19 protein-coding genes are annotated in these 19,708 nt (G+C 63.5%); 10 read left to right on the top strand and 9 right to left on the bottom strand.

The window, feature by feature from the left end; all coding sequences use genetic code 11:
• Window positions 1-45: 45 nt before the first annotated feature.
• The 5 genes from hemB to glaH form a co-directional block, all read right to left on the bottom strand.
• A complete protein-coding gene (gene hemB / locus ACJA3S_RS11960) occupies window positions 46-1,020 on the bottom strand; it encodes a porphobilinogen synthase (RefSeq protein WP_406821991.1) in 975 nt (324 codons plus the stop codon).
• Window positions 1,021-1,140: 120 nt separating this feature from the next.
• Complete coding sequence (locus ACJA3S_RS11955; protein ID WP_406821990.1) at window positions 1,141-2,034, bottom strand: PA4780 family RIO1-like protein kinase; 894 nt, start codon at window positions 2,032-2,034, stop codon at window positions 1,141-1,143.
• An 87-nt stretch (window positions 2,035-2,121) separates the two neighbouring features.
• On the bottom strand, window positions 2,122-3,513 hold the full coding sequence (gene gabP, locus ACJA3S_RS11950) for a GABA permease (protein ID WP_406821989.1): 1,392 nt from the start codon (window positions 3,511-3,513) through the stop codon (window positions 2,122-2,124).
• 151 nt (window positions 3,514-3,664) lie between these two features.
• Window positions 3,665-4,915, bottom strand: a complete 1,251-nt coding sequence (gene lhgO, locus ACJA3S_RS11945) for an L-2-hydroxyglutarate oxidase (RefSeq protein ID WP_406821988.1) — start codon at window positions 4,913-4,915, stop codon at window positions 3,665-3,667.
• A 113-nt stretch (window positions 4,916-5,028) separates the two neighbouring features.
• Window positions 5,029-6,006, bottom strand: a complete 978-nt coding sequence (gene glaH / locus ACJA3S_RS11940) for a glutarate dioxygenase GlaH (RefSeq protein WP_406821987.1) — start codon at window positions 6,004-6,006, stop codon at window positions 5,029-5,031.
• A gap of 196 nt (window positions 6,007-6,202) precedes the next feature.
• Here glaH and csiR point away from each other — a divergent pair, with 196 nt between their 5' ends.
• The 3 genes from csiR (at window position 6,203) to ACJA3S_RS11925 (ending at window position 9,196) form a co-directional block, all read left to right on the top strand.
• A complete protein-coding gene (gene csiR, locus ACJA3S_RS11935) occupies window positions 6,203-6,898 on the top strand; it encodes a DNA-binding transcriptional regulator CsiR (RefSeq protein ID WP_170029698.1) in 696 nt (231 codons plus the stop codon).
• Between the two features lie 248 nt (window positions 6,899-7,146).
• A complete protein-coding gene (locus ACJA3S_RS11930; protein ID WP_170029697.1) occupies window positions 7,147-7,827 on the top strand; it encodes a response regulator transcription factor in 681 nt (226 codons plus the stop codon).
• Window positions 7,805-9,196 carry a sensor histidine kinase gene (locus ACJA3S_RS11925; RefSeq protein WP_406821986.1) on the top strand — a complete coding sequence of 464 codons (1,392 nt, stop codon included), beginning with the start codon at window positions 7,805-7,807 and terminating at the stop codon, window positions 9,194-9,196. The genes ACJA3S_RS11930 and ACJA3S_RS11925 overlap by 23 nt, the downstream gene beginning before the upstream one ends.
• 137 nt (window positions 9,197-9,333) lie before the next feature.
• On the opposite strand, the gene cysS is transcribed toward ACJA3S_RS11925, so the two are convergent.
• Window positions 9,334-10,716 (bottom strand): cysteine--tRNA ligase, encoded by a 1,383-nt coding sequence (gene cysS, locus ACJA3S_RS11920; RefSeq protein WP_406821985.1) that lies wholly within the window; start codon window positions 10,714-10,716, stop codon window positions 9,334-9,336.
• A gap of 9 nt (window positions 10,717-10,725) precedes the next feature.
• Window positions 10,726-12,429, bottom strand: a complete 1,704-nt coding sequence (locus tag ACJA3S_RS11915) for a glutamine--tRNA ligase/YqeY domain fusion protein (protein ID WP_406821984.1) — start codon at window positions 12,427-12,429, stop codon at window positions 10,726-10,728.
• A gap of 249 nt (window positions 12,430-12,678) precedes the next feature.
• Here ACJA3S_RS11915 and ACJA3S_RS11910 point away from each other — a divergent pair, with 249 nt between their 5' ends.
• Window positions 12,679-13,179, top strand: a complete 501-nt coding sequence (locus ACJA3S_RS11910) for a peptidylprolyl isomerase (RefSeq protein WP_225778034.1) — start codon at window positions 12,679-12,681, stop codon at window positions 13,177-13,179.
• Window positions 13,176-13,898 carry a UDP-2,3-diacylglucosamine diphosphatase gene (locus tag ACJA3S_RS11905; protein ID WP_406821983.1) on the top strand — a complete coding sequence of 241 codons (723 nt, stop codon included), beginning with the start codon at window positions 13,176-13,178 and terminating at the stop codon, window positions 13,896-13,898. The genes ACJA3S_RS11910 and ACJA3S_RS11905 overlap by 4 nt, the downstream gene beginning before the upstream one ends.
• A 98-nt stretch (window positions 13,899-13,996) precedes the next feature.
• On the opposite strand, the gene ACJA3S_RS11900 is transcribed toward ACJA3S_RS11905, so the two are convergent.
• Entirely contained in the window at window positions 13,997-16,309 is a 2,313-nt protein-coding gene (locus ACJA3S_RS11900) for an acylase (protein ID WP_406821982.1), read from the bottom strand.
• A gap of 196 nt (window positions 16,310-16,505) precedes the next feature.
• Here ACJA3S_RS11900 and ACJA3S_RS11895 point away from each other — a divergent pair, with 196 nt between their 5' ends.
• A complete protein-coding gene (locus ACJA3S_RS11895; RefSeq protein WP_406821981.1) occupies window positions 16,506-16,880 on the top strand; it encodes a fe2+ zn2+ uptake regulation protein in 375 nt (124 codons plus the stop codon).
• A 37-nt stretch (window positions 16,881-16,917) separates the two neighbouring features.
• On the opposite strand, the gene ACJA3S_RS11890 is transcribed toward ACJA3S_RS11895, so the two are convergent.
• Window positions 16,918-17,106: a hypothetical protein gene (locus ACJA3S_RS11890; RefSeq protein ID WP_003248064.1), complete on the bottom strand. Its 189-nt coding sequence runs from the start codon at window positions 17,104-17,106 to the stop codon at window positions 16,918-16,920.
• A gap of 152 nt (window positions 17,107-17,258) precedes the next feature.
• Here ACJA3S_RS11890 and ACJA3S_RS11885 point away from each other — a divergent pair, with 152 nt between their 5' ends.
• From ACJA3S_RS11885 to ACJA3S_RS11870, 4 genes are all read left to right on the top strand, one after another.
• Window positions 17,259-17,717, top strand: coding sequence for a hypothetical protein (locus tag ACJA3S_RS11885; RefSeq protein ID WP_406821980.1), 459 nt, complete (start codon window positions 17,259-17,261; stop codon window positions 17,715-17,717).
• Between the two features lie 250 nt (window positions 17,718-17,967).
• A complete protein-coding gene (locus ACJA3S_RS11880) occupies window positions 17,968-18,348 on the top strand; it encodes a Mor transcription activator family protein (RefSeq protein WP_186684933.1) in 381 nt (126 codons plus the stop codon).
• A 66-nt stretch (window positions 18,349-18,414) separates the two neighbouring features.
• Window positions 18,415-19,083, top strand: a complete 669-nt coding sequence (locus tag ACJA3S_RS11875) for a DUF2589 domain-containing protein (protein WP_406821979.1) — start codon at window positions 18,415-18,417, stop codon at window positions 19,081-19,083.
• A 65-nt stretch (window positions 19,084-19,148) separates the two neighbouring features.
• Window positions 19,149-19,703: a DUF2589 domain-containing protein gene (locus ACJA3S_RS11870; RefSeq protein WP_406821978.1), complete on the top strand. Its 555-nt coding sequence runs from the start codon at window positions 19,149-19,151 to the stop codon at window positions 19,701-19,703.
• Window positions 19,704-19,708: the final 5 nt, after the last annotated feature.

Here is a 19,708-nt window from a genome sequence, read left to right as displayed (position 1 = left end):
GAAAGCCGCTGCGATGACAGCGGCTTGCACGGGTAAAGGCCCCGGTCAGATACCGTCGCGGGCCAGGTCCATGGCGAAGTAGGTGAGGATCAGGTCGGCACCGGCGCGTTTGATCGCGCCGATGCTTTCACGCACCACCCGGCCTTCATCGATGGCGCCAGCCAGGCCGCCGAACTTGATCATCGCGTATTCGCCACTGACCTGGTATGCCGCCAGCGGCAGGCGCGAGGCGGCACGGATATCGGCAATCACGTCGAGGTAGGCGCCGGCCGGCTTGACCATCAGCACATCGGCCCCTTCCTGCTCGTCGAGCAGCGACTCGCGCACCGCTTCGCGGCGGTTCATGGGGTTCATCTGATAGCTCTTGCGGTCGCCCTTCAGTGCGGTACCACCAGCTTCGCGGAACGGGCCATACAGTGACGAAGCGAACTTGGTGGAATAGGCCATGATCGCGGTGTCGTGAAACCCGGCAGCATCCAGCGCGCTGCGGATGGCTTGCACCTGGCCGTCCATTGCCGCCGAAGGGGCGATGAAATCGGCACCGGCTGCGGCGGCGATGACCGCCTGCTTGCCCAGGTTGGCCAGTGTGGCGTCATTGTCCACGCCGTGGTCATGCAACACGCCACAATGGCCGTGGCTGGTGTATTCGCAGAAGCAGGTGTCGGACATCACCACCATTTCCGGCACGGTGTCCTTGCAGATCCGCGACATGCGCGCGACCAGGCCGTTTTCGTTCCAGGTGTCGCTGCCAACGGCGTCCAGGTTGTGCGAAACGCCAAAGGTCATCACCGACTTGATGCCGGCGCGGGCATAGCGTTCGATTTCCTGGGCCAGCAGCTTCTCGGGGATACGGTTGACGCCCGGCATGCTGGTGATCGGCACGAAGTCGTCGATGCCCTCTTCGACGAAGATTGGCAGGATCAGGTCTTCAAGGCGGAACTCGGTTTCCTGGAAGATCGTGCGCAGGGACTCGTTCTGGCGCAGGCGGCGAGGACGAACGGACGGGAATTGGTTGGACATGACTGCTCCAGGGGATTTGAACGGCGTATACCTTATGCCTGTCGCGCGCCAGTGAAAAGGCCAAATGACGAGATATTGTCGTGCGTCAAAGGCAACGGTTGCTGCGGCACAGGCGACCTGTCACTGCAGCCAGGGCGGGGTCGGCTCCTCGGCCCCAGCCGGCCCATGCTCGGCCTCGGCCCGCGCCGCACGCCGGCGCGCCTCATCCCGGCGGGCGGCATCGATCTCGCGCATCACCCCCGCCACGTCGGCATCATGCACATCCTCCTCGAACAGCCCTGTCAGCGGGCTGTCCGGGCGCAGTTCGCCCGCCTCGTACAAGGCCCACATTTCCTGCGCGTAACGCGTATTTTTCAACTCTGGCGCAAATCGCCCGAAATAGTGCGCCATGTTGGCCACATCGCGTTGCAACATGCTGAAGGCATGGTTGTTGGCTGCTGCATCCACGGCCTGCGGCAGGTCGATGATCACCGGCCCGTCGGGGCCGAGCAGCACGTTGAACTCCGACAGGTCGCCATGCACCAGCCCGGCACACAGCATCAGCGCGATCTGGCGGATGACGAAGGCATGGAAGGTGCGGGCTTGCTCGGCCTCCAGGTGCACGTCGTTCAGGCGCGGTGCCGCGTCGCCGTCGGCGTCGGTCACCAGTTCCATCAACAGCACGCCGTCCTGGAAGTCGTAGGGCCGTGGCACACGCACGCCGGCAGCGGCCAGCCGGAACAGCGCCGCCACTTCGGCGTTCTGCCAGGCATCCTCGGCTTCCTTACGGCCATACTTGCTGCCCTTGGCCATGGCCCGTGCCTGGCGGCTGTTGCGCACCTTGCGGCCTTCCTGGTATTCGGCGGCCTGGCGGAAACTGCGCTTGCTGGCTTCTTTATACACCTTGGCGCAGCGCACCTGGCTGCCGCAGCGCACGACATACACGGCGGCTTCCTTGCCACTCATCAACGGCCGCAGTACTTCGTCGACCAGGCCGTCCTCGATCAGGGGTTCGATTCTTTTCGGTGTCTTCATCAGGCTGCATTCGGGGTCCTGGCTGTGATGGCGGACATCCTCTCACAGCCGGGAGCGAGTTGCTCGTCTGTCTTCAGCGCGCCAGGGTCAGGCGCCCTGCCCCACGCCCCCTGGCACCATCCCGCGGGCCCGGTGCCGGGTAACCAGCAGGCCGGAACACACCACCAGCAGCGCCAGCACCATGGTCGATACGACCTCTATGCGGTGGTCCGGGCGGAACAACATCAACACCAGTACTGCGCTGATGAACAGGATCACCGCCCAGGTCAGCCACGGGAACAGCCACATGCGGTAGCCCAAGGTCTTGCCCTGGGCAGTGAGGCGCTGGCGCAGGCGCAACTGGGAAATGGCAATCACCAGGTACACCAGCAAGGCAATCGCGCCGGAGCTGGCCATGAGGAAGCCAAATACCTTGGCCGGCACCAAGTAGTTGGCAATGACCGCCAGGAACGCCGCACCGGTGGACAGCAACACCGCCACCACTGGCGTGCCACTGCGGCTGGTCAGCTGGGCGCAGGCCGGTGCATCACCGCGGCGGCTCAGCGAATAGACCATGCGCGAGGCGGTGTACAGCGACGAGTTGAGGCAGCTGGTGACCGAAGTCAGCACGACGAAGTCGATGATCGCCTTGGCATGCGCCACGCCGAGGGTGTCCAGCACCGTGACATAGGAACCTTCGCTGGCCAGGCGCGGGTCAGTCCATGGCACCAGGGCGATGACGATGAAGATCGACAGGATATAGAACAGCGTGATTCGCCAGATCACCGAGTTGGTGGCCTTGGAGATGTGCTTGCCCGCTTCGTCGGACTCGGCTGCGGCGATGGTCACCACCTCGGCACCGAGGAACGAGAACATGGTGATGAGCATGGCACTGAGCACCGCGCCGAAGCCGTTGGGCATGAAACCGCCCGTGTCCCACAGGCGCGACACGCCGCTGACACCGGAGCCCGGCAGCAGGCCGAAGATGGCGCACAGCCCCAGCGCGATGAAGCCGACGATGGCCAGCACCTTGACCAGCGCCAGCCAGAACTCGAACTCACCATAGTTCTTCACGCTGAACAGGTTGGTCGCGGTCAGCAGCAAGGTGATGACCAGCGACAACAGCCAGATTTCCAGCTGCGGAACCCAGGAATTGATAATGGTGGCGGCGATGTTGGCCTCGATCGGGATGATCAGCACCCAGAACCACCAGTACAGCCAGCCGATGGTATAGCCGGCCCATTTGCCGATGGCGAGGTCGGCATAGGTGGAAAACGAACCGGTGTCCGGCGAGGCCACCGCCATTTCCGCCAGCATGCGCATTACCAGCACCACCAGGGCACCGGCCAGGATATAGGCGAGGATGGTGGCCGGCCCGGCTTCGGCGATTGCCCGGCCAGAGCCGACGAACAGGCCGGCACCGATCACACCGGCGATGGACAGCATGGTGACATGCCGTGATTTCAATCCATGACTCAAATTGTTGTTGTGGGTTTGCATGGCGTTACCTTGTTGTTTTTGTCATGCCCACGCAGGGGCCGCCGGCTTGCACGTCACCGACGCAGGCGCGAAAAAGCCCGCACTGCCCTAGAGGGTGAGTTAGGGCAGTACGGGTTGAGTAAACGAAACCGCAGGAGCTGTTACGGGGGCTTCAGCTGGCTGCTCGCCGGCGCGGCGCCAGGTCGGCCTTGGGCGCAGCGCTGCCCTGCCGACTGACTTGCTCACAGACCTTCTCGACGATGTAGGCACCGATCGGAATGGCCGACGTGGCAGCCGGCGACGGCGCATTGCAGACGTTGACGCTGCGTGCAGTGTTGACGAACAGGAAGTCGTCGATCAGCTTGCCGTCACGCGACACGGCCTGGGCACGCACGCCGGCCGGGTACGGCGTGAGGTCGGCCTTGGTGATGCTCGGGCAGTACTTTTGCACCTGCTTGAGGTAGCCGCCCTTGAACAGCGAGTTCTTCATCTCGATCAGGCCCGGGCGGAAGTTCTTCGCCAGGACCTTGAGGATGCCCGGGGTGGTCAGGGTCTGGAACAGGTCGCCAGGGCTGATGTCGGTCTTGCGATAGCCCTCGCGCTTCATCGCCAGCACGGCGTTGGGGCCGACGGTGACGGTGCCGTCGATCATGCGCGTCAGGTGCACCCCGAGGAACGGCATGGACGGGTCGGGAATCGGGTAGATCAGGTGGTTGACGATCTGGTTGTGCTGCTTGGGCAGCAGGTAGTACTCACCGCGGAACGGGCAGATGACGAACTCGGTGCGCAGGCCCAGCATGCTCACCACGCGGTCGGCCATCAGGCCCGAGCAGGTCACCAGGAAACGGCTGCGCAGCTCGTCGCCATGCGTGCGCACGATCACTTCACTGGCCAGTTCCTGCAAGCCGACCACCTCGGCGCCATAACGGATTTCGCCACCGGCACGCTGGAATTGCGCGCCCATCGCCGCCGTCACCTGGGCGTAATTGACGATGCCGCTGGAGGGCACGAAGATGCCGCCCATGCCCACGATGTTCGGCTCGCGCTCGCGCAGCTCGGCCGCCGACAGCCAGTAGCGTTCCAGGCCATTGGCCGCGGTGCGCTCCCACAGCGCCTTCATGCGCTGCATTTCCAGTTCGTTGGTGGCTACCAGCAGCTTGCCGCACTCGTCGAAGCGGATGCCGTGCTCGGTGCAGAAGGCCTTGGTGGCCTTGTTGCCTTCCAGGCAGAAGCGCGCCTTGAGGCTACCAGGGGTGTAGTACACGCCGGCGTGGATCACGCCGCTGTTGTGGCCGGTCTGGTGGCGGGCCGGGCCGGATTCTTTCTCCAGCAGGAGAATCTTCGCATCCGGGTAGACCTTGATCAGGTGCATGGCCGTGGACATGCCCACAATGCCACCGCCGATGATGATGAAATCGTACACAGCCTTACCTCACACGCAGGCATTGCCTGGCTGGCTCACCAAGGCCCGCAGGGCCCTGGTGGCATCGTTTGCTACATGGACGCATGGGCGGGCGCCCGCCCCACGCCCTGTCATTATTGCCCGCGCTGGTACAGCGGTTTGGGGAAGGCGAGGTAACCGCGCTGGCGCATCAGCTCGCGGCGCAGGCCTTCGTGTGGCGTGAAACGATCGCGGCCATGCAGCCAGAACAGGTTGTTGATCAGCAGGAAACTGCCCACGCCCACCGGTACCGAAAGCTTCTTCGCGCTGCCTTCCAGCGATTCGGACAAGGCGTTCAGCCAGATGCCTTCCTCAAAGTTTTCCGGCTGCACGAACTGGTCAATGTAGCGCATGGTCGGGCGGCCTTCAGCATCAGTGTCGAATACCGCGTGGAACACATCCTCGGACACCTTCTTGCTCGGTGGTGCGGTCCAGCGCATCTCGCGGCGGGCCAGTGGGTGGCGGAAGAACTCGTCGCACTGCTCCCAGTCGTCCAGGTGCAGCAGCAGCGAGTTGCCGCCTTCCATGTTCTTTTCGTCAATTTTCAGCATCAGCACGTAGTCGGTGATCTGATTGACGAAGGTGCCGTCGTTGTGCAGCTCCATGACCCGGTGTGGCTGGCGCAGGTAGCTGTCGGAGTTGTCGGTATTGACCACCACGAAGCGGGCATAGAACTGCCCGCTCATGGCGTCGTAGTTGCTGCGCCCGATCAGGTGCGCGCAGGCGGTGGTGAACTTGACCATGTCTTCGGCCTGGCTCACGTCATCCAGCCCGACCGGGGTGATCAGCATGCCACCGCTGGCGCGGTTGAGGATGGTGTTGAGCAGCACCGGACGCAGGGTGCCTTGGCACAGCTGGTCGAGGATCTCACCTACCCGAAAACGCAGGAACGACTTGTATTCCAACGCCTGCACCGGCCACTGGGCAACGGCCTGGACGAACGCTTCGACCGTTTCGCGGGCAAAGGTGATCTCCAGCAGGCGCGGCGACTGCTTCGACGGGGCGATGGTGTAACCATGCGGTTCGAGCGGCAGTGGCATCACAAGTTCGTCGGTCTGCGTAAAAGCGTTCATGGCAAGGTCCTGGCAAAGAAAGGGAATGGCGCCGTCCGGTCATGACCTGGATCAGTGCGGGCGAAAGAAAAATATCGCCACAAACATGAAATGTCTACATTTTTATTTTTCGGCGACGTTTTTGTGGTTTGTCCATTGTTTTTCGCCAGGCGGCGCTTTCGGTATGATCGGCAAAACGGTTTGAGGAAACAGGACCTTGGAAGCGCTCGCCCCCCGACAAAACTCAGCATTCAGCGGGTATGAGAGGCTCAAGAAGGACATCATCCGCGGCGTCTTCAAGCCCGGGGAAAAGCTGTTGATGAGCACCCTGAAGGAACGCTACGACCTGGGCGTCGGCCCGTTGCGGGAAGCGCTGTCGCAACTGGTGGCCGAGCACCTGGTCAACGCGATCAGCCAGAAGGGCTACCGCGTGGCGCCCATGTCGCTGGAGGAGATGAACGACATCTACGATGCCCGCGCCAACCTGGAGGCGATGATCATCACCCTGGCCATCGAGCGCGGCGACGATGCCTGGGAAGCGTCGGTGCTGGCCCACTCGCATACCCTGGCCAAGGTGATGGAGGTGAAAACCCGCGAGCAGCGCCTGGATGTCTGGGACGAGCGGCACAAGGCGTTCCACACCGCGATCGCGTCGGGTTGCGGCTCCCGGCATCTGCTGCAGGCGCGCACCTACCTGTTCGACCAGGCCGAGCGCTACCGGCACCTGTGGCTGACCCAGACGGTGTTTTCCGAGCAGGCCCTGGAACTCAAGCGCCAGGAACATGCGGCACTGGTCGAAGCGCTTCTCGCCCGGGACGCCAAGCGCGCCAGCGCCATGATGCGTTCACACCTGATGACCCCGGTGCCGATCATCGCCCAGATCATGCATGCCGAAGGCATCGGCGCACGCTGACCACTTTGCCCTGGCCTGCGCGGCCCTGCGTAGGAGCGGCCTTGTGTCGCGAACGGGCTGCGCAGCAGCCCCAGGATTTCGGTGCAAATGCACAAATTGCCGGGGGCTGCTGCGCAGCCCGCTCGCGACACAAGGCCGCTCCTACAAGGGGGTGTCGGCCGGTCGGGTGGCCAGATGAATTTTTCTTAAATCGCCGGTTGGCTATTCTTTGGCACAATCAACTCTCCATCAGATGCCCGGAAACCAGCATGCCTCGCGTACTGACCATCGAAGACGACGCCGTCACCGGCCAGGAAATCGTCGCCGAACTTACCAGCCACGGCCTGGAAGTGGATTGGGCCGACAATGGCCGTGAAGGCCTTTCCAAAGCCATTGCCGGTGGCTACGACCTGATCACCCTCGACCGCATGCTGCCCGAGGTCGACGGGCTGACCATCGTCACGACCCTGCGCAACCTCAAGATCACCACGCCGATCCTGATGATCAGTGCCCTGTCGGACGTCGACGAGCGAGTGCGCGGCCTGCGTGCCGGTGGTGACGACTACCTGACCAAACCGTTCGCCTCCGATGAGATGGCTGCCCGGGTCGAGGTCCTGCTGCGCCGCAACAGCGTGCCCGTCACCCAGACCCGCCTGCAGGTGGCCGACCTGCAACTGGACCTGATCAGCCACGAGGCCCGGCGCGGCGATCAGACGCTCAACCTGCTGCCCACCGAGTACAAGCTGCTGGAATACCTCATGCGCCACAGCGGCCAGGTGATCACCCGCATGATGATTTTCGAAGAAGTCTGGGGCTACCACTTCGACCCGGGCACCAACCTGATCGACGTGCACATTGGTCGCCTGCGCAAGAAGATCGACTCACCCGGCCAGTCGCCGCTGATCCGTACGGTACGGGGCTCCGGCTATGCCATTGCTGAACCCGTCTAAAGGCTGGAGCTCCTCGACCAGCCGCCTGCTGGCGCTGTACAGCTTTCTGTTCGTGGCCTGGAGCAGCATCCTCATGGGGGTGCTGTACTTCGAGGTGTCCAGCTACCTGAACAAACTCACCCGTCATTCCATGCTGCAGCGCCAGCACCTGTTCGCCCACATGAGCGGCAAGCAGCTGGATGATGCCCTGGTTGCCAGCCAGGCCCTGGAGGAGCGCAGCTTCGATGCCTATGGCCTGTTCGACAGCCAGCTCAACCCGATTGGCGGGCGCATTCGCGCGCTTCCGCCGGAGTTGCGGCTCGATGGCAAGGTTCATGAACTCAAGCGCTGCCTGGACGCCGACGACCCGCACATGCCGCGTGACAGCTGTGATGCCGTGGCGATCAAGGTGCAGGACGGCCGTTGGCTGGTGCTGGTGCGTGACAACGGCTCGCTGTTCGTGGTTACCCGGATCATCCTGCATGCACTGCTCTGGGGTATCTCGCTGACCCTGATCCCAGGCTTTGCCGGCTGGTACCTGCTGCGTCGCAGGCCGCTCAAGCGCATCCGGGCGATCCAGGCCCAGGCCGAGCTGATCGTTGCCGGCGACCTCACCCACCGCCTGCCGTTGTCGGCCCGGCGTGACGAACTGGACATGCTGGCAGCCATCGTCAATGCCATGCTCGACCGCATCGAGCGATTGATGCACGAGGTCAAGGGTGTATGCGACAACATTGCCCACGACCTGCGCACCCCACTCACGCGCCTGCGCGCCCAGCTGTACCGCATTCGCCAGCAGAGCGACAGCGACTCCACCCAGGCCGAGGCGCTGGACCACGCCATCGGCGAAACCGACACCTTGATGGCGCGTTTTCGCGGGCTGTTGCGCATCAGCGAACTGGAAGACCGCCAACGGCGCGCCGGTTTCGTCCAGCTGGACCCACACGCGTTGCTGGTGGAGCTGCATGACTTCTACCTGCCGTTGGCCGAGGATGGCGGCATTCGCCTGGAATTGCAGCAGCCCGGGGAACTGCCGGCACTGCATGGTGACCGCGAGCTGTTGTTCGAAGCCTTGGCCAACCTGGTGGGCAACGCTATCAAGTTCACCCCGGAGGGTGGCCAGGTGCGGATCAGCGCCACGCAGGACGACAATGGCCTGCAGCTGGCCATCGAGGACAGCGGGCCGGGTATTCCCGAAGACGAACGGGCTGCGGTACTGAAGCGTTTCTATCGCAGCGAAGAAGGCCATCGCCATGCGGGGTTCGGGCTGGGGCTGTCGATCGTTGCGGCGATCGTCGACCTGCACGGGTTCGGGCTGGAGGTGGGGGCAAGCGAGTTGGGTGGGGCCAGGCTGGTTCTGCATTGCCCGTTGGCCGCGTCAGGCAAGTAGACAATGGGGCTGCTCTGCAGCCCATCGCGACACAAGGCCGCTGCTACAGGGGCGACGCAAGCATCCGATGCTGCGCTACTCCTGTAGTAAGCGGCCTTGCATCGCGATGGGCCGCAAAGCGGCCCCGTCTGTACGGATCAGTCAGCCAGACGCCAGGTAGTACTACCCTTGCTGTCCTCCAGCACAACCCCCATGGCAGTCAGCTGGTCGCGAATACGGTCGGATTCGGCCCAGTTCTTGTCCGCACGCGCCTGCAGGCGCGCCTGGATCAAGCCCTCGACCGCAGCAGCATCGACCTTGCCTTCGGCACCGGCACGCAGGAAGTCATCGGCTTCCAGCTGCAGCACCCCCAGCACGTCACCCAGCTCGCGCAGGCGACCCGCCAGGCCGGCGGCCGCATCCGGGTCGCTGTCGCGCAGGCGGTTGATTTCGCGCACCAGGTCGAACAGTACGGCGCAGGCTTCAGGCGTGCCGAAGTCGTCGTTCATCGCCACGCTGAAGCGCTCGACAAACGCCTCACCACCCTTGGCCGGCACGCGCGGCAGGCCGCGCAAGGCGTGATAGAAGCGCTCCAGGGCGCCCTTGGCATCGCGCAGGCTGTCTTCCGAGTAGTTGATCGCGCTGCGGTAGTGGCTGGCCACCAGCAGATAACGCACCACTTCCGGGTGGTACTTCTCGAGCACGTCGCGGATGGTGAAGAAGTTGTTCAACGACTTGGACATTTTCTCGCCGTTGATACGGATCATGCCGCAGTGCATCCAGGCGTTGGCGTACGGTTTGCCAGTGGCCGCCTCGCTCTGGGCAATCTCGTTCTCGTGGTGCGGGAACTCCAGGTCGCTGCCACCGCCGTGGATGTCGAAGCTTTCGCCCAGGCAGCAAGTGGACATCACCGAGCATTCGATGTGCCAGCCCGGACGCCCCGGGCCCCATGGCGATTCCCAGCTCGGCTCGCCCGGCTTGGCGCCTTTCCACAGGACGAAATCCAGCGGGTCCTGCTTGGCTTCATCGACCTCGATGCGCGCGCCGATACGCAGGTCTTCGATCTTCTTGCGCGACAGCTTGCCGTAGCCGACGAACTTGCCGACCCGGTAGTACACGTCGCCATTGCCCGGAGCGTAGGCGTAGCCCTTGTCGATCAAGGTCTGGATCATCGCGTGCATGCCGGCGATATGGTCGGTGGCACGCGGCTCCTGGTCCGGCGGCAGGATGTTCAGGCGTCGCTCGTCTTCGTGCATGGCGTCGATCATGCGCGCGGTCAGGGCGTCGAAGGTTTCGCCGTTCTCGTTGGCCCGGTTGATGATCTTGTCATCGATGTCGGTGATGTTGCGCACGTAGGTCAGCTCGTAGCCGCTCTTGCGCAGCCAGCGCGTGACCAGGTCGAAGGCCACCATGCTGCGGCCATGGCCCAGGTGGCAGTAGTCGTACACGGTCATGCCGCACACGTACATGCGCACCTTGTTGCCATCCAGCGGCTTGAAGACTTCCTTGGCTTTGCTCAGGGTGTTGTAGATGGTTAGCACGGCGGTTCCTCAGCTGCCCCAGGAGTCACGCAAGGTGACAGTGCGGTTGAACACCGGGCGGCCCGGCTGGCTGTCTTTCAGGTCGGCGCAGAAGTAGCCTTCGCGCTCGAACTGGAAGCGGTCCTCGGGCTGGGCCTGGGCCAGCGATGGCTCGGCACGGCAGCCGCGCAGCACCTGCAGCGAATCCGGGTTGATGTTGTCCAGGAAGCTGCCGCCCTCCTCGGTCTTTTCCGGGTTCGGCGAGCGGAACAGGCGGTCGTACAGGCGCACTTCGCACTCGACGCTGCCCTCGGCCGGCACCCAGTGGATCACGCCCTTGACCTTGCGCCCCTCAGGGTTCTTGCCCAGGGTGTCCGGGTCGTACGAGCAGCGCAGCTCGACGATGTTGCCGTCGGCATCCTTGATGGCCTCGTCGGCACGGATCACGTAGCTGCCGCGCAGGCGCACTTCGCCGGCCGGTTCCAGGCGCTTGTAGCCCTTCGGCGGCTGTTCCATGAAGTCGTCGCGGTCGATGTACAGCTCACGGGAGAACGGCAGCACGCGCACGCCCATGTCTTCCTTCGGGTGGCGCGGCAGCTCGAGCTGCTCGACCTGGCCTTGCGGGTAGTTGGTGATGACCACCTTCAGCGGGCGCAGCACGCACATGGCGCGCGGCGCGGTGCGGTCCAGGTCGTCACGGATGCTGAACTCCAGCATCGACATGTCGACCACGCCGTCGGAACGGTTGGTGCCGATCATTTCACAGAAGTTGCGGATCGAGGCCGGGGTGTAGCCACGGCGACGGAAACCGGACAGGGTCGACATGCGCGGGTCGTCCCAGGCTTCGACGTGCTTTTCGTCGACCAACTGCTTGAGCTTGCGCTTGGAGGTAATGGTGTAGTTCAGGTTCAGGCGGCTGAACTCATACTGGCGCGGATGGGCCGGCACCGGCAGGTTGTCGAGGAACCAGTCGTACAGCGGACGATGCCCTTCGAATTCCAGGGTGCAGATCGAGTGGGTGATGCCCTCGATGGCGTCCGACTGGCCGTGGGTAAAGTCGTAGTTGGGGTAGATGCACCACTTGTCACCGGTCTGGTGGTGGTGGGCATGGCGGATGCGGTACAGGATCGGGTCGCGCAGGTTCATGTTCGGCGAGGCCATGTCGATCTTGGCCCGCAGCACGCGCTCGCCATCCTTGAACTCACCAGCCTTCATGCGCGCGAACAGGTCCAGGTTCTCTTCCACGCTGCGCTCGCGGAACGGGCTGTTCTTGCCCGGCTCCTTGAGGTTGCCACGGTATTCCTTGGCCTGCTCGGGGGTGAGGTCGCAGACGTAGGCCTTGCCGCGCTTGATCAGCTCGACCGCCCAGTCGTGCAACTGGTCGAAGTAGTCGGAGGCATAGCGCACGTCACCGGCCCAGTCGAAGCCCAGCCACTTGACATCGCTCTGGATGGCGTCGATGTACTCCTGGTCTTCCTTGGCCGGGTTGGTATCGTCGAAACGCAGGTGGCAGACGCCCCCGAACTCCTTGGCCAGGCCGAAGTTGACGCAGATCGACTTGGCGTGGCCGATGTGCAGGTAACCATTGGGCTCCGGCGGGAAACGAGTAACGATGCGGCTGTGCTTGCCCGAGTCCAGGTCGGCCTGGATGATCGGCCGCAGGAAGTTCGCAGGGACAGCGGGGGCGCCTTTGGCAGCGGCGTTGGGCGCGTTGTCGGCAGTGGGCTTGCTCATAGGATCCTTGAATGCACGTGGCCGGCCTGGGTAGGCCGATTGAATCAAAGGGCCTATCATAGCCGAAGCAGTCAAGCTGCTGACAGTCGGGCCCGGACAAACAAGCGTGATTTATCACGGCTTTTTGCCGCAGCCTGGCAAAATGGCCAGTGCGCGCCATGTGTCGCGACCGCCTGATCCTGCGTCAGGTGGTAACCCCGCGCCCTGCGCACCCTAATTCCCGATTGCCTTGAAAGAGCGAGTTTCAGCATGTCCAAAGTCAAACTGAGCACCAACCACGGCGACATCGTCCTGCAACTGGACGCCGAAAAAGCGCCGCTGACTACCGAAAACTTCGTTCAGTACGTCAAGGATGGCCACTACAACGGCACCGTGTTCCACCGCGTGATCAAGGGCTTCATGATTCAGGGCGGCGGCTTCGAGCCTGGCATGAGCCAGAAGAAGACCCGCGCCAGCATCCAGAACGAAGCCGACAACGGCCTGAAGAACAAGAAGTACAGCATCGCCATGGCCCGTACCATGGAGCCGCACTCCGCCTCAGCGCAGTTCTTCATCAACGCTTCTGACAACGACTTCCTCAACCACAGCGGCAAGAACGTGCAGGGCTGGGGCTACGCGGTATTCGGCGAAGTGATCGAAGGCCGTGAAATCGTCGATGCCATCGAGAAGGTCGCGACCGGTTCCAAGGCCGGCCACCAGGACGTGCCGAAAGACGACGTGATCATCGAGAAAGCCGAGATCATTGAGTGATCCTGCTGATCTCCGATCTGCACCTGCAAGAAGAACGCCCGGACATTACCCGGGCGTTTCTTGATTTGCTCGATGGTCGTGCCCGCCATGCCAAGGCCTTGTACATTCTCGGTGACTTCTTCGAAGCGTGGATCGGCGACGACGCCATGACGCCGTTCCAGCAGTCGATCTGCCAGGCCATGCGCCGCCTGAGCGACAGCGGTACGGCCATCTACCTGATGCATGGCAACCGTGATTTCCTGATTGGCCAGGCCTTCTGCGAAGCGGCGGGCTGCACGTTGCTGGCCGACCCCAGCGTGATCGAACTGGGCGGCGAACCGGTGTTGCTGATGCATGGCGACACCCTGTGCACCCGCGACCTGGGCTACATGAAGATGCGCCGTCTGCTGCGCAACCCGTTGAGCTTGTGGGTGTTGCGTCACCTGCCACTGGCGGCGCGCTACAAGCTGGCGCGCAAGCTGCGCAGCGAAAGCCGCTCGCAAACGCGGATGAAAGCCACCGAAATCGTCGACGTCACCCCGGAAGCAGTGCCGCAGGTGATGGCCGCGCAGGGTGTGCGCACGCTGGTGCATGGCCATACCCACCGGCCGGCGATCCACAAACTGGTGGTCGATGGGCAACCGGCACGGCGCATCGTGCTGGGTGACTGGGACCGTCGGGGCTGGGTGCTGCAGGTTGACGAGCAAGGCTTTCAGCTGGCGCCGTTCGAGTTTTCCTGACGCTGTAGCACTGGCACATACTGGCCGCTTCGCGGGTAAATCCGCTCGCACAGGGACTGCACCGCTTGCGGTCATGGTGCAGTGCCTGTGTTAGCGCCTCAAGGCTGGCTGGCCAGCGCGCCCTTGTCCCCCTCACTGATCACATACTGCCGGTAGCCGGGGTCGGCCTGGATTTGTGCCTCGGTAAACGGTAATGGCAGCAGTTGCTTGGCCGAGAAGGCCTTGGTCTGGTCGCCGAAGTGCGCCGAACCGGCTTCACTGGACTGCGAGAACGCCAGCAACCCGCGCGCCTCCGGCCCCGTGTCGGTAAAGCTGACCAGTTGCAGGTAGCTGGTACCACTGACCACCAGCCGCTTGCCCTGCCCGTGCGGCACGCTGTGGATCGCGTTGTACACGCCCAATGCTTGCGGGCCGCCCGGCACCGGGGTGCCATCCACCGCCTGCTGCACCTGGCCCCAGCGCTGCTGCCCTGCCACACCACTCTCATTCACCTGCCTGAGCGACGCCAGCGCCGCCTGGTGCAGGCGTTTGCGCACCGCTGCCTGCTCGACCGCCAGGCCGCGCGGGGTGTGCTGTGGGTCGGCCGGGTCGAAGGCCACCCGCCAGCTTTCCGGGTGCTCGGCCAATGCCTCGACCAGGTTGTTGAAGTGCACCAGGCCAATGCCGCTGTCGAGGTCGGCCTTGCCGTTCCAGGTCGCCAGGCTGCTGCATACGGCCTGCACATCGGCAGCGGCGCCCTGGCACCATTGCAGCAGGTCTGGCAGCACCAGGCTGGCCAGGTAGACCTCATCGTCGGTGACCATGCGTTGCAAATCGTCGATCGCCAAGCGGGCCTTGCCCTGCAGGCGTTGCAGGGCAAAACGGCCGCGCATGCCCAGCGGCTGGTCGCTGCGGCTTATCAGCGGCGAGTAGCCGGTCAGCGGCTGCGCCGGGTTGCTCATCCAGGCCGGGTCATTGGAGTTCTGCACGAAATCCGTGCGCTGCAGGCTCGGCAGCAGGCGTGCCGGGAAGATCCCCGGCTGTGCCGCCTGCGCATCCACCTTCCACGCGCATGCACTGCGCGAACCATCCAGCACTACCAGACGCCCCTGGGCCTGCGGGTTGCTGCACGCGGCCAGCAGCTGCTGATCGACATACGGCACCACCGACTGGTTCAGGTACAAGGCCTGGCCACTCTGGTCCACCGCCAGCGTGTTGACCCAGGGAATGCCCTGCAACTGTTCGACCGCCCGCTGCAACCCCGCCACGCTGTCGGCGCGGTTGATCTGGTACCACTGCTGCAATACCCGGGTGTTCTCCAGGTTGGCATCACGCAAGCTGTAGGCCGCATGAGCATCCCAGTCCAGGCGCCCAGGCCATTGCACCACCGGGCCGAAATGCGAACTGTAGACCTGGCGTTGCACCTGCCTCAGGCTGCCATCCGCGGCCTTGACCGCAACGCTGACGGTGTGCCGGCTCAGTGGCAGCGACTGGCCATCGAACAGATAGCGGGTCGGGTCCTTGGGATCGAGCTGCAAGCGGTACAGGGTAAAGTGCTGCGACGTGTCGACGGTGTGCGTCCAGGCCAGGTGCCGGTTGAAACCGATGTTGACCACTGGCAACCCCGGCAGCGCCGCGCCCATCACATCGAGCTTGCCGGGGATGGTCAGCTGCATCTGGTAGAAGCGCATGCCGCCCATCCACGGGAAGTGCGGGTTGGCCAGCAACAGGCCACGGCCATTGGCCGAACGCCGCGCACCTACGGCCACGGCATTGCTGCCGCGCTCCTGGGCAAAACGTTCCTGACGGGCCAGCGCCGTGGCAAAGCCACTGGCTGCCGGTCGGGCAGTGGACGATGGCGGTTGCGCCCCTGCCAGGGCTTCGACGAACTGCCCGAGGCCACCTTCGGCCAACAATCGACGGGTGAGCTTGACCAGGTCTTCGCTGCTGATCGGCCGCAGCCACTCGCCATTGCCGCATTCGGCGGGCAAACCTTGACCACGGCGCTCGGCCAGCGCCCGGTTGTAGCCACTGGCATACCCCGCCAGCAACGCCTGGACCGGGGCTGGTTGCGCCTGCAGGAACGCACGGACTGCGAGCGGGCTGTTGAACCAGGTGAAGAACACATCGCTGGCCAGGTTGTCGCGTTGTTCCAAGGTCTTGCCGTTGGCGCCGAAGTAACGCGAACGCTCCCCGCTGACCGTCAGCACCTCGTTGCCCAGCAGGCACAGGTTGTCCTGCGCGTAGGCGTAGCCGATACCGTAGCCCAGGCCCCGCTCGTCCTTGGCCAGGATATGCGGCACGCCGTAGCTGGTGCGGCGAATCTGCGCGCTGGCTTCGACTGCGGCCGGCTGCGCCGGTACGCCTGCACTGAAGGCTGCCAGCGCGGCGGCCAGGCCAGCGCAAGTCAGGGGGCGGGAAAGTGAAAACACGGGCATTCCTCGAGTTCGGGGTTCATCCCGAGCAGACGAATGGCCACGAGCAAATTTTACCTGCCAGCGGCGGATGAAACGTCTTGAACTATAACCGACATTTTTTTAACGGATGAGCTGCAGTTTTTCCGTTCTCATTCGTCCTAGTCATTGAGGCACCCATATTTCGGGTTCGTCGACGAAAAGGAGCATTCACATGTACAACCCGCCATCCACCATCCAGGCTGGCCGCGGCCCGGACAAAGCGCCCCAGGGACAGGACGCCGTGGCCGACGAACGTACCGGCAACGAACAGATCCGCGCGTTGTTGCGCACCTTCGGCCTGCGCACCAGCCTGATCCGCCTCAAGGTGATCGACGCCCTGCACGTCGCCCAGCGTAATGGCCGCAGCATTGGCGTGCGCGGCGTGCACGCGCAACTGCAACAGCTGGATATCCCGCTGTCGTTCCTCAGCGTGCGTGAAGTGCTCAAGCGGCTGTGCGCCGAGGGCGTCATCCAGCTGGGCAGCGACAAATGCTACAGCCTCGACCCCCAGGCGCGCGCCGTGCTGGAGCAAACGCCTTCGCGCTGAAGGTATGGCCGGCCACAGCTTGGCCGGCCGGCACCGGTCAGGGCTTGACCTTGCGCCGCAAGATACCGTTGATGACCACGACCACCACGGCAATCGCAATCGCCAGCATCTGGAAGGTCTGCTCACTGATCGTACCCTGCTTCTGCAGGTGGGACAGGCCCAGCATCAGGCCCAGTACGACCAGGATGATCAGAAGGGAATATTTGAGGCGCTGCACATGTGTCATCGAAGGTTCCTTGCAACATCTGGGGCAAATGGCTCGCAACGAGCCGCGGCAATCATACAACGGCCACCGGCCCCGGCGCTGCATTTCCTGCTGGGTGGGGCGGCGGTGGCCTGCAAGCATGGCGCTCCCAAGCTCTCGCCGCCGGAGGCACCATGTACAAACCCCTGCTGTTCGCATCGCTGTTGTTAACCCCTCTTTCCCTTCATGCATTGGACACCCGCCAGGCCTCGACCGGGCAATTGCTCGACCTGGGACGCAGCCTGGCCGCCCAGGCCGGGTCCAGCCAATGGCAACAACTCTGGCAACGCGTGCGCCAGGCCGGCTACCTGCAGGCAAACGGTACTTCGGTGCATTTCACCGTCGCGCCGGCCTTGCTGCCCGAACTGGCCCGGCAAACCCTGGACCGGGCTGACCAGGTACAGGCGCTGCAGCCCACCCAGGCGCTGTACCGGCGCCACTTCGCCGACCAGGTCATCGGCCAGCGCAATGGCCAGCCGCTGCATGCGCTGTGCTTGCTGGTCGATTGGCGCACGCTGCCACAAGGCATGCTTCACAGCCCCGAGGCGTACCTGCGTGGCGCCAGCCTGCTGAGCAGCTATCCGTGCGAGTGAGGGTTACCAGACCCAACAGGCAGAACTGGATGAGGCTCGATGGGAAACCACCCGCTGCAGCCAGTTGTTGAAGCCATCTCCTACAGCGCCGGATATCGCTGCCTGCAATACCTGTTCTCCGAGGCTACAAGTCCCAACCCCTATGTCGCCTAGCGACCGGCTTTGTCCGTCGCCGAGAATTCAGCCACACCGTCGACATAACGCCGCTGGTGATCGGGTAGTAATCCCATCCATCCCCAAGGAGCGCCACATGGAATTGCCAGACTTGAGCCACATCGATATCAGCCAACTGCCCCATTCGTTGCAGGCCCTTATCGACTGCATCGGCATCGACAACGCCTACCAGCTCACCTGTGCCTACGGCGGCAGGCCGAAGTACATCCCCAAGCACCGCGAACGCACCAAGCTCGCCGATGTGCTGCCGGCAGACGCGCTTGATGCACTGATCAAGCGCTTTGCCGGGGTCGCCCTGGAGATCCCCAAGGCTGACCACTTCCTGCGCCAGTTGCGCAACCAGCAAATCCAGAAAGAAAGCGCCAGCGGCTTGTCACGCAGCCTGCTGGCCAACAAATACGGCCTCAGCCTGCGCCAGATCGGCAACATTCGTCGCCAGGAAGCGTGCGCTCGCTGAGGCCCAACCCCCGTGGCCGGTCGCTAACGATCGCTTGTCACACCCAACCAGAAAGAGAGACCAGTCATGATAGATAACAGCCTCATTGGATCCGTGATCAACTCCTTGCCGATGGATCGCATGATTGCCGGCCCGCTGCAAGCGATGGTCCAGGCCCAGGTCACCGCGAGCAAGTCGTACGCCGACTTCCTGATGCAAGTCTGCATTCAGGACGGCAAGGCAGTCGCCATCCAGTTCGACTACGACGAAACCATCGTCGACGAACAGGGTGAATACAAGGGCGTAGTCAGCAAGACCATGAAGGTGCCGCTGCTGGCGGCCATCACCCACCCGAACATTGCCATCGAAGAAGGTAAAGTCGAGTTCGAACTGACCATCCAACAGTCGGCGGAAGACTCCTCCAGCAGCGACAAGAGCGGCTCGATGGCCGCCTCGCTGGGCTGGGGGCCGTTCCGACTGAACATGAAAGGCAGCATCAGCCACAAGTCCACGCAAACCCGCAAGACCGATACCCGCGCCCGCTATGCCTTCAATACCACCATCAAGCGCCAGGAACCACCAGAAGCGCTGATGCGTGTGATCGACTTCCTTACCGACGCTGCCACCAAACCGACCGTCGCCAACTCGGCAAAACTGGAAAGCCCCGAGGCGATCTCGAAGGCCGACACGCTAAACAACAAGGGCACCAGCGCTGGAGCCGGTGCTGGTGCAGGAGCCGCCACCGCAGCTTCTTGAGCCACAAAACCGCACCTCCCCCATCCGTGTGGTGGGGGAACTACCTGCCCAGAGGAGCCAAGTGAGTGAGCAAAGTTCCCGCCCCGATGACTTCCATTGACCTGCGCGAAATTACCCGTGGCCTGCAAGAAGCCGCCAGCGCTACCAATAGTCTTATCGCGCAGCAGTACATCAACCTGTTTGACCAGTTCTTCGATTGCGATACCGAAACCTTGGGCGCGCCCATGAAAGCCAAGATGGTCGAGGTAGCCATGGACGGCCAGCACATCATGCGCGTGCCGCTGTTCGCGCTGGTCTCGCCCAAGGGCCTGGCCCTGGAGCGTATGCAGGTCGATCTGTCGGTCCGGGTCAAAGGCACCGAAGCCCAACAGGCACTGCTGAGCGCTGGCGAAAACAATTCGGCGAGCTTCAAGGTCACGATAGGTGGCCAGAGCCGGCAAGGGGAAAGCCGTGACCCCGACGAAGTGCAGATCCGCATGCAGTTCCAGGCCAGCGAACCACCCGAAGCCCTCAGCCGGCTGATCGAGCAGTACACCAACCTGATCATTCCGGTACGCGCCCCCAGCCCGCCACCCTCGCCCGATACCAACGAGTTCATCGAGGCGGCCACCGTCCGTTGACCGCC

It is taken from the genome of Pseudomonas sp. KnCO4 (assembly GCF_045344305.1).
GTDB classification, from domain to species: domain Bacteria; phylum Pseudomonadota; class Gammaproteobacteria; order Pseudomonadales; family Pseudomonadaceae; genus Aquipseudomonas; species Aquipseudomonas anuradhapurensis.
The sequence above is the reverse complement of the archived record's forward strand: the minus strand, read 5'-3'. Positions and strand labels throughout refer to the sequence as shown.

Excerpts from the sequence above, each read along its gene's own strand:
- hemB (WP_406821991.1), bottom strand. The coding sequence starts at position 1,020 with ATGTCCAACCAATTCCCGTCCGTTCGTCCTCGCCGCCTGCGCCAGAAC.
- ACJA3S_RS11955 (WP_406821990.1), bottom strand. The coding sequence starts at position 2,034 with ATGAAGACACCGAAAAGAATCGAACCCCTGATCGAGGACGGCCTGGTC.
- gabP (WP_406821989.1), bottom strand. The coding sequence starts at position 3,513 with ATGCAAACCCACAACAACAATTTGAGTCATGGATTGAAATCACGGCAT.
- glaH (WP_406821987.1), bottom strand. The coding sequence starts at position 6,006 with ATGAACGCTTTTACGCAGACCGACGAACTTGTGATGCCACTGCCGCTC.
- ACJA3S_RS11930 (WP_170029697.1), top strand. The coding sequence starts at position 7,147 with ATGCCTCGCGTACTGACCATCGAAGACGACGCCGTCACCGGCCAGGAA.
- ACJA3S_RS11925 (WP_406821986.1), top strand. The coding sequence starts at position 7,805 with ATGCCATTGCTGAACCCGTCTAAAGGCTGGAGCTCCTCGACCAGCCGC.
- ACJA3S_RS11915 (WP_406821984.1), bottom strand. The coding sequence starts at position 12,429 with ATGAGCAAGCCCACTGCCGACAACGCGCCCAACGCCGCTGCCAAAGGC.
- ACJA3S_RS11910 (WP_225778034.1), top strand. The coding sequence starts at position 12,679 with ATGTCCAAAGTCAAACTGAGCACCAACCACGGCGACATCGTCCTGCAA.
- ACJA3S_RS11895 (WP_406821981.1), top strand. The coding sequence starts at position 16,506 with ATGTACAACCCGCCATCCACCATCCAGGCTGGCCGCGGCCCGGACAAA.
- ACJA3S_RS11890 (WP_003248064.1), bottom strand. The coding sequence starts at position 17,106 with ATGACACATGTGCAGCGCCTCAAATATTCCCTTCTGATCATCCTGGTC.
- ACJA3S_RS11885 (WP_406821980.1), top strand. The coding sequence starts at position 17,259 with ATGTACAAACCCCTGCTGTTCGCATCGCTGTTGTTAACCCCTCTTTCC.
- ACJA3S_RS11880 (WP_186684933.1), top strand. The coding sequence starts at position 17,968 with ATGGAATTGCCAGACTTGAGCCACATCGATATCAGCCAACTGCCCCAT.
- ACJA3S_RS11875 (WP_406821979.1), top strand. The coding sequence starts at position 18,415 with ATGATAGATAACAGCCTCATTGGATCCGTGATCAACTCCTTGCCGATG.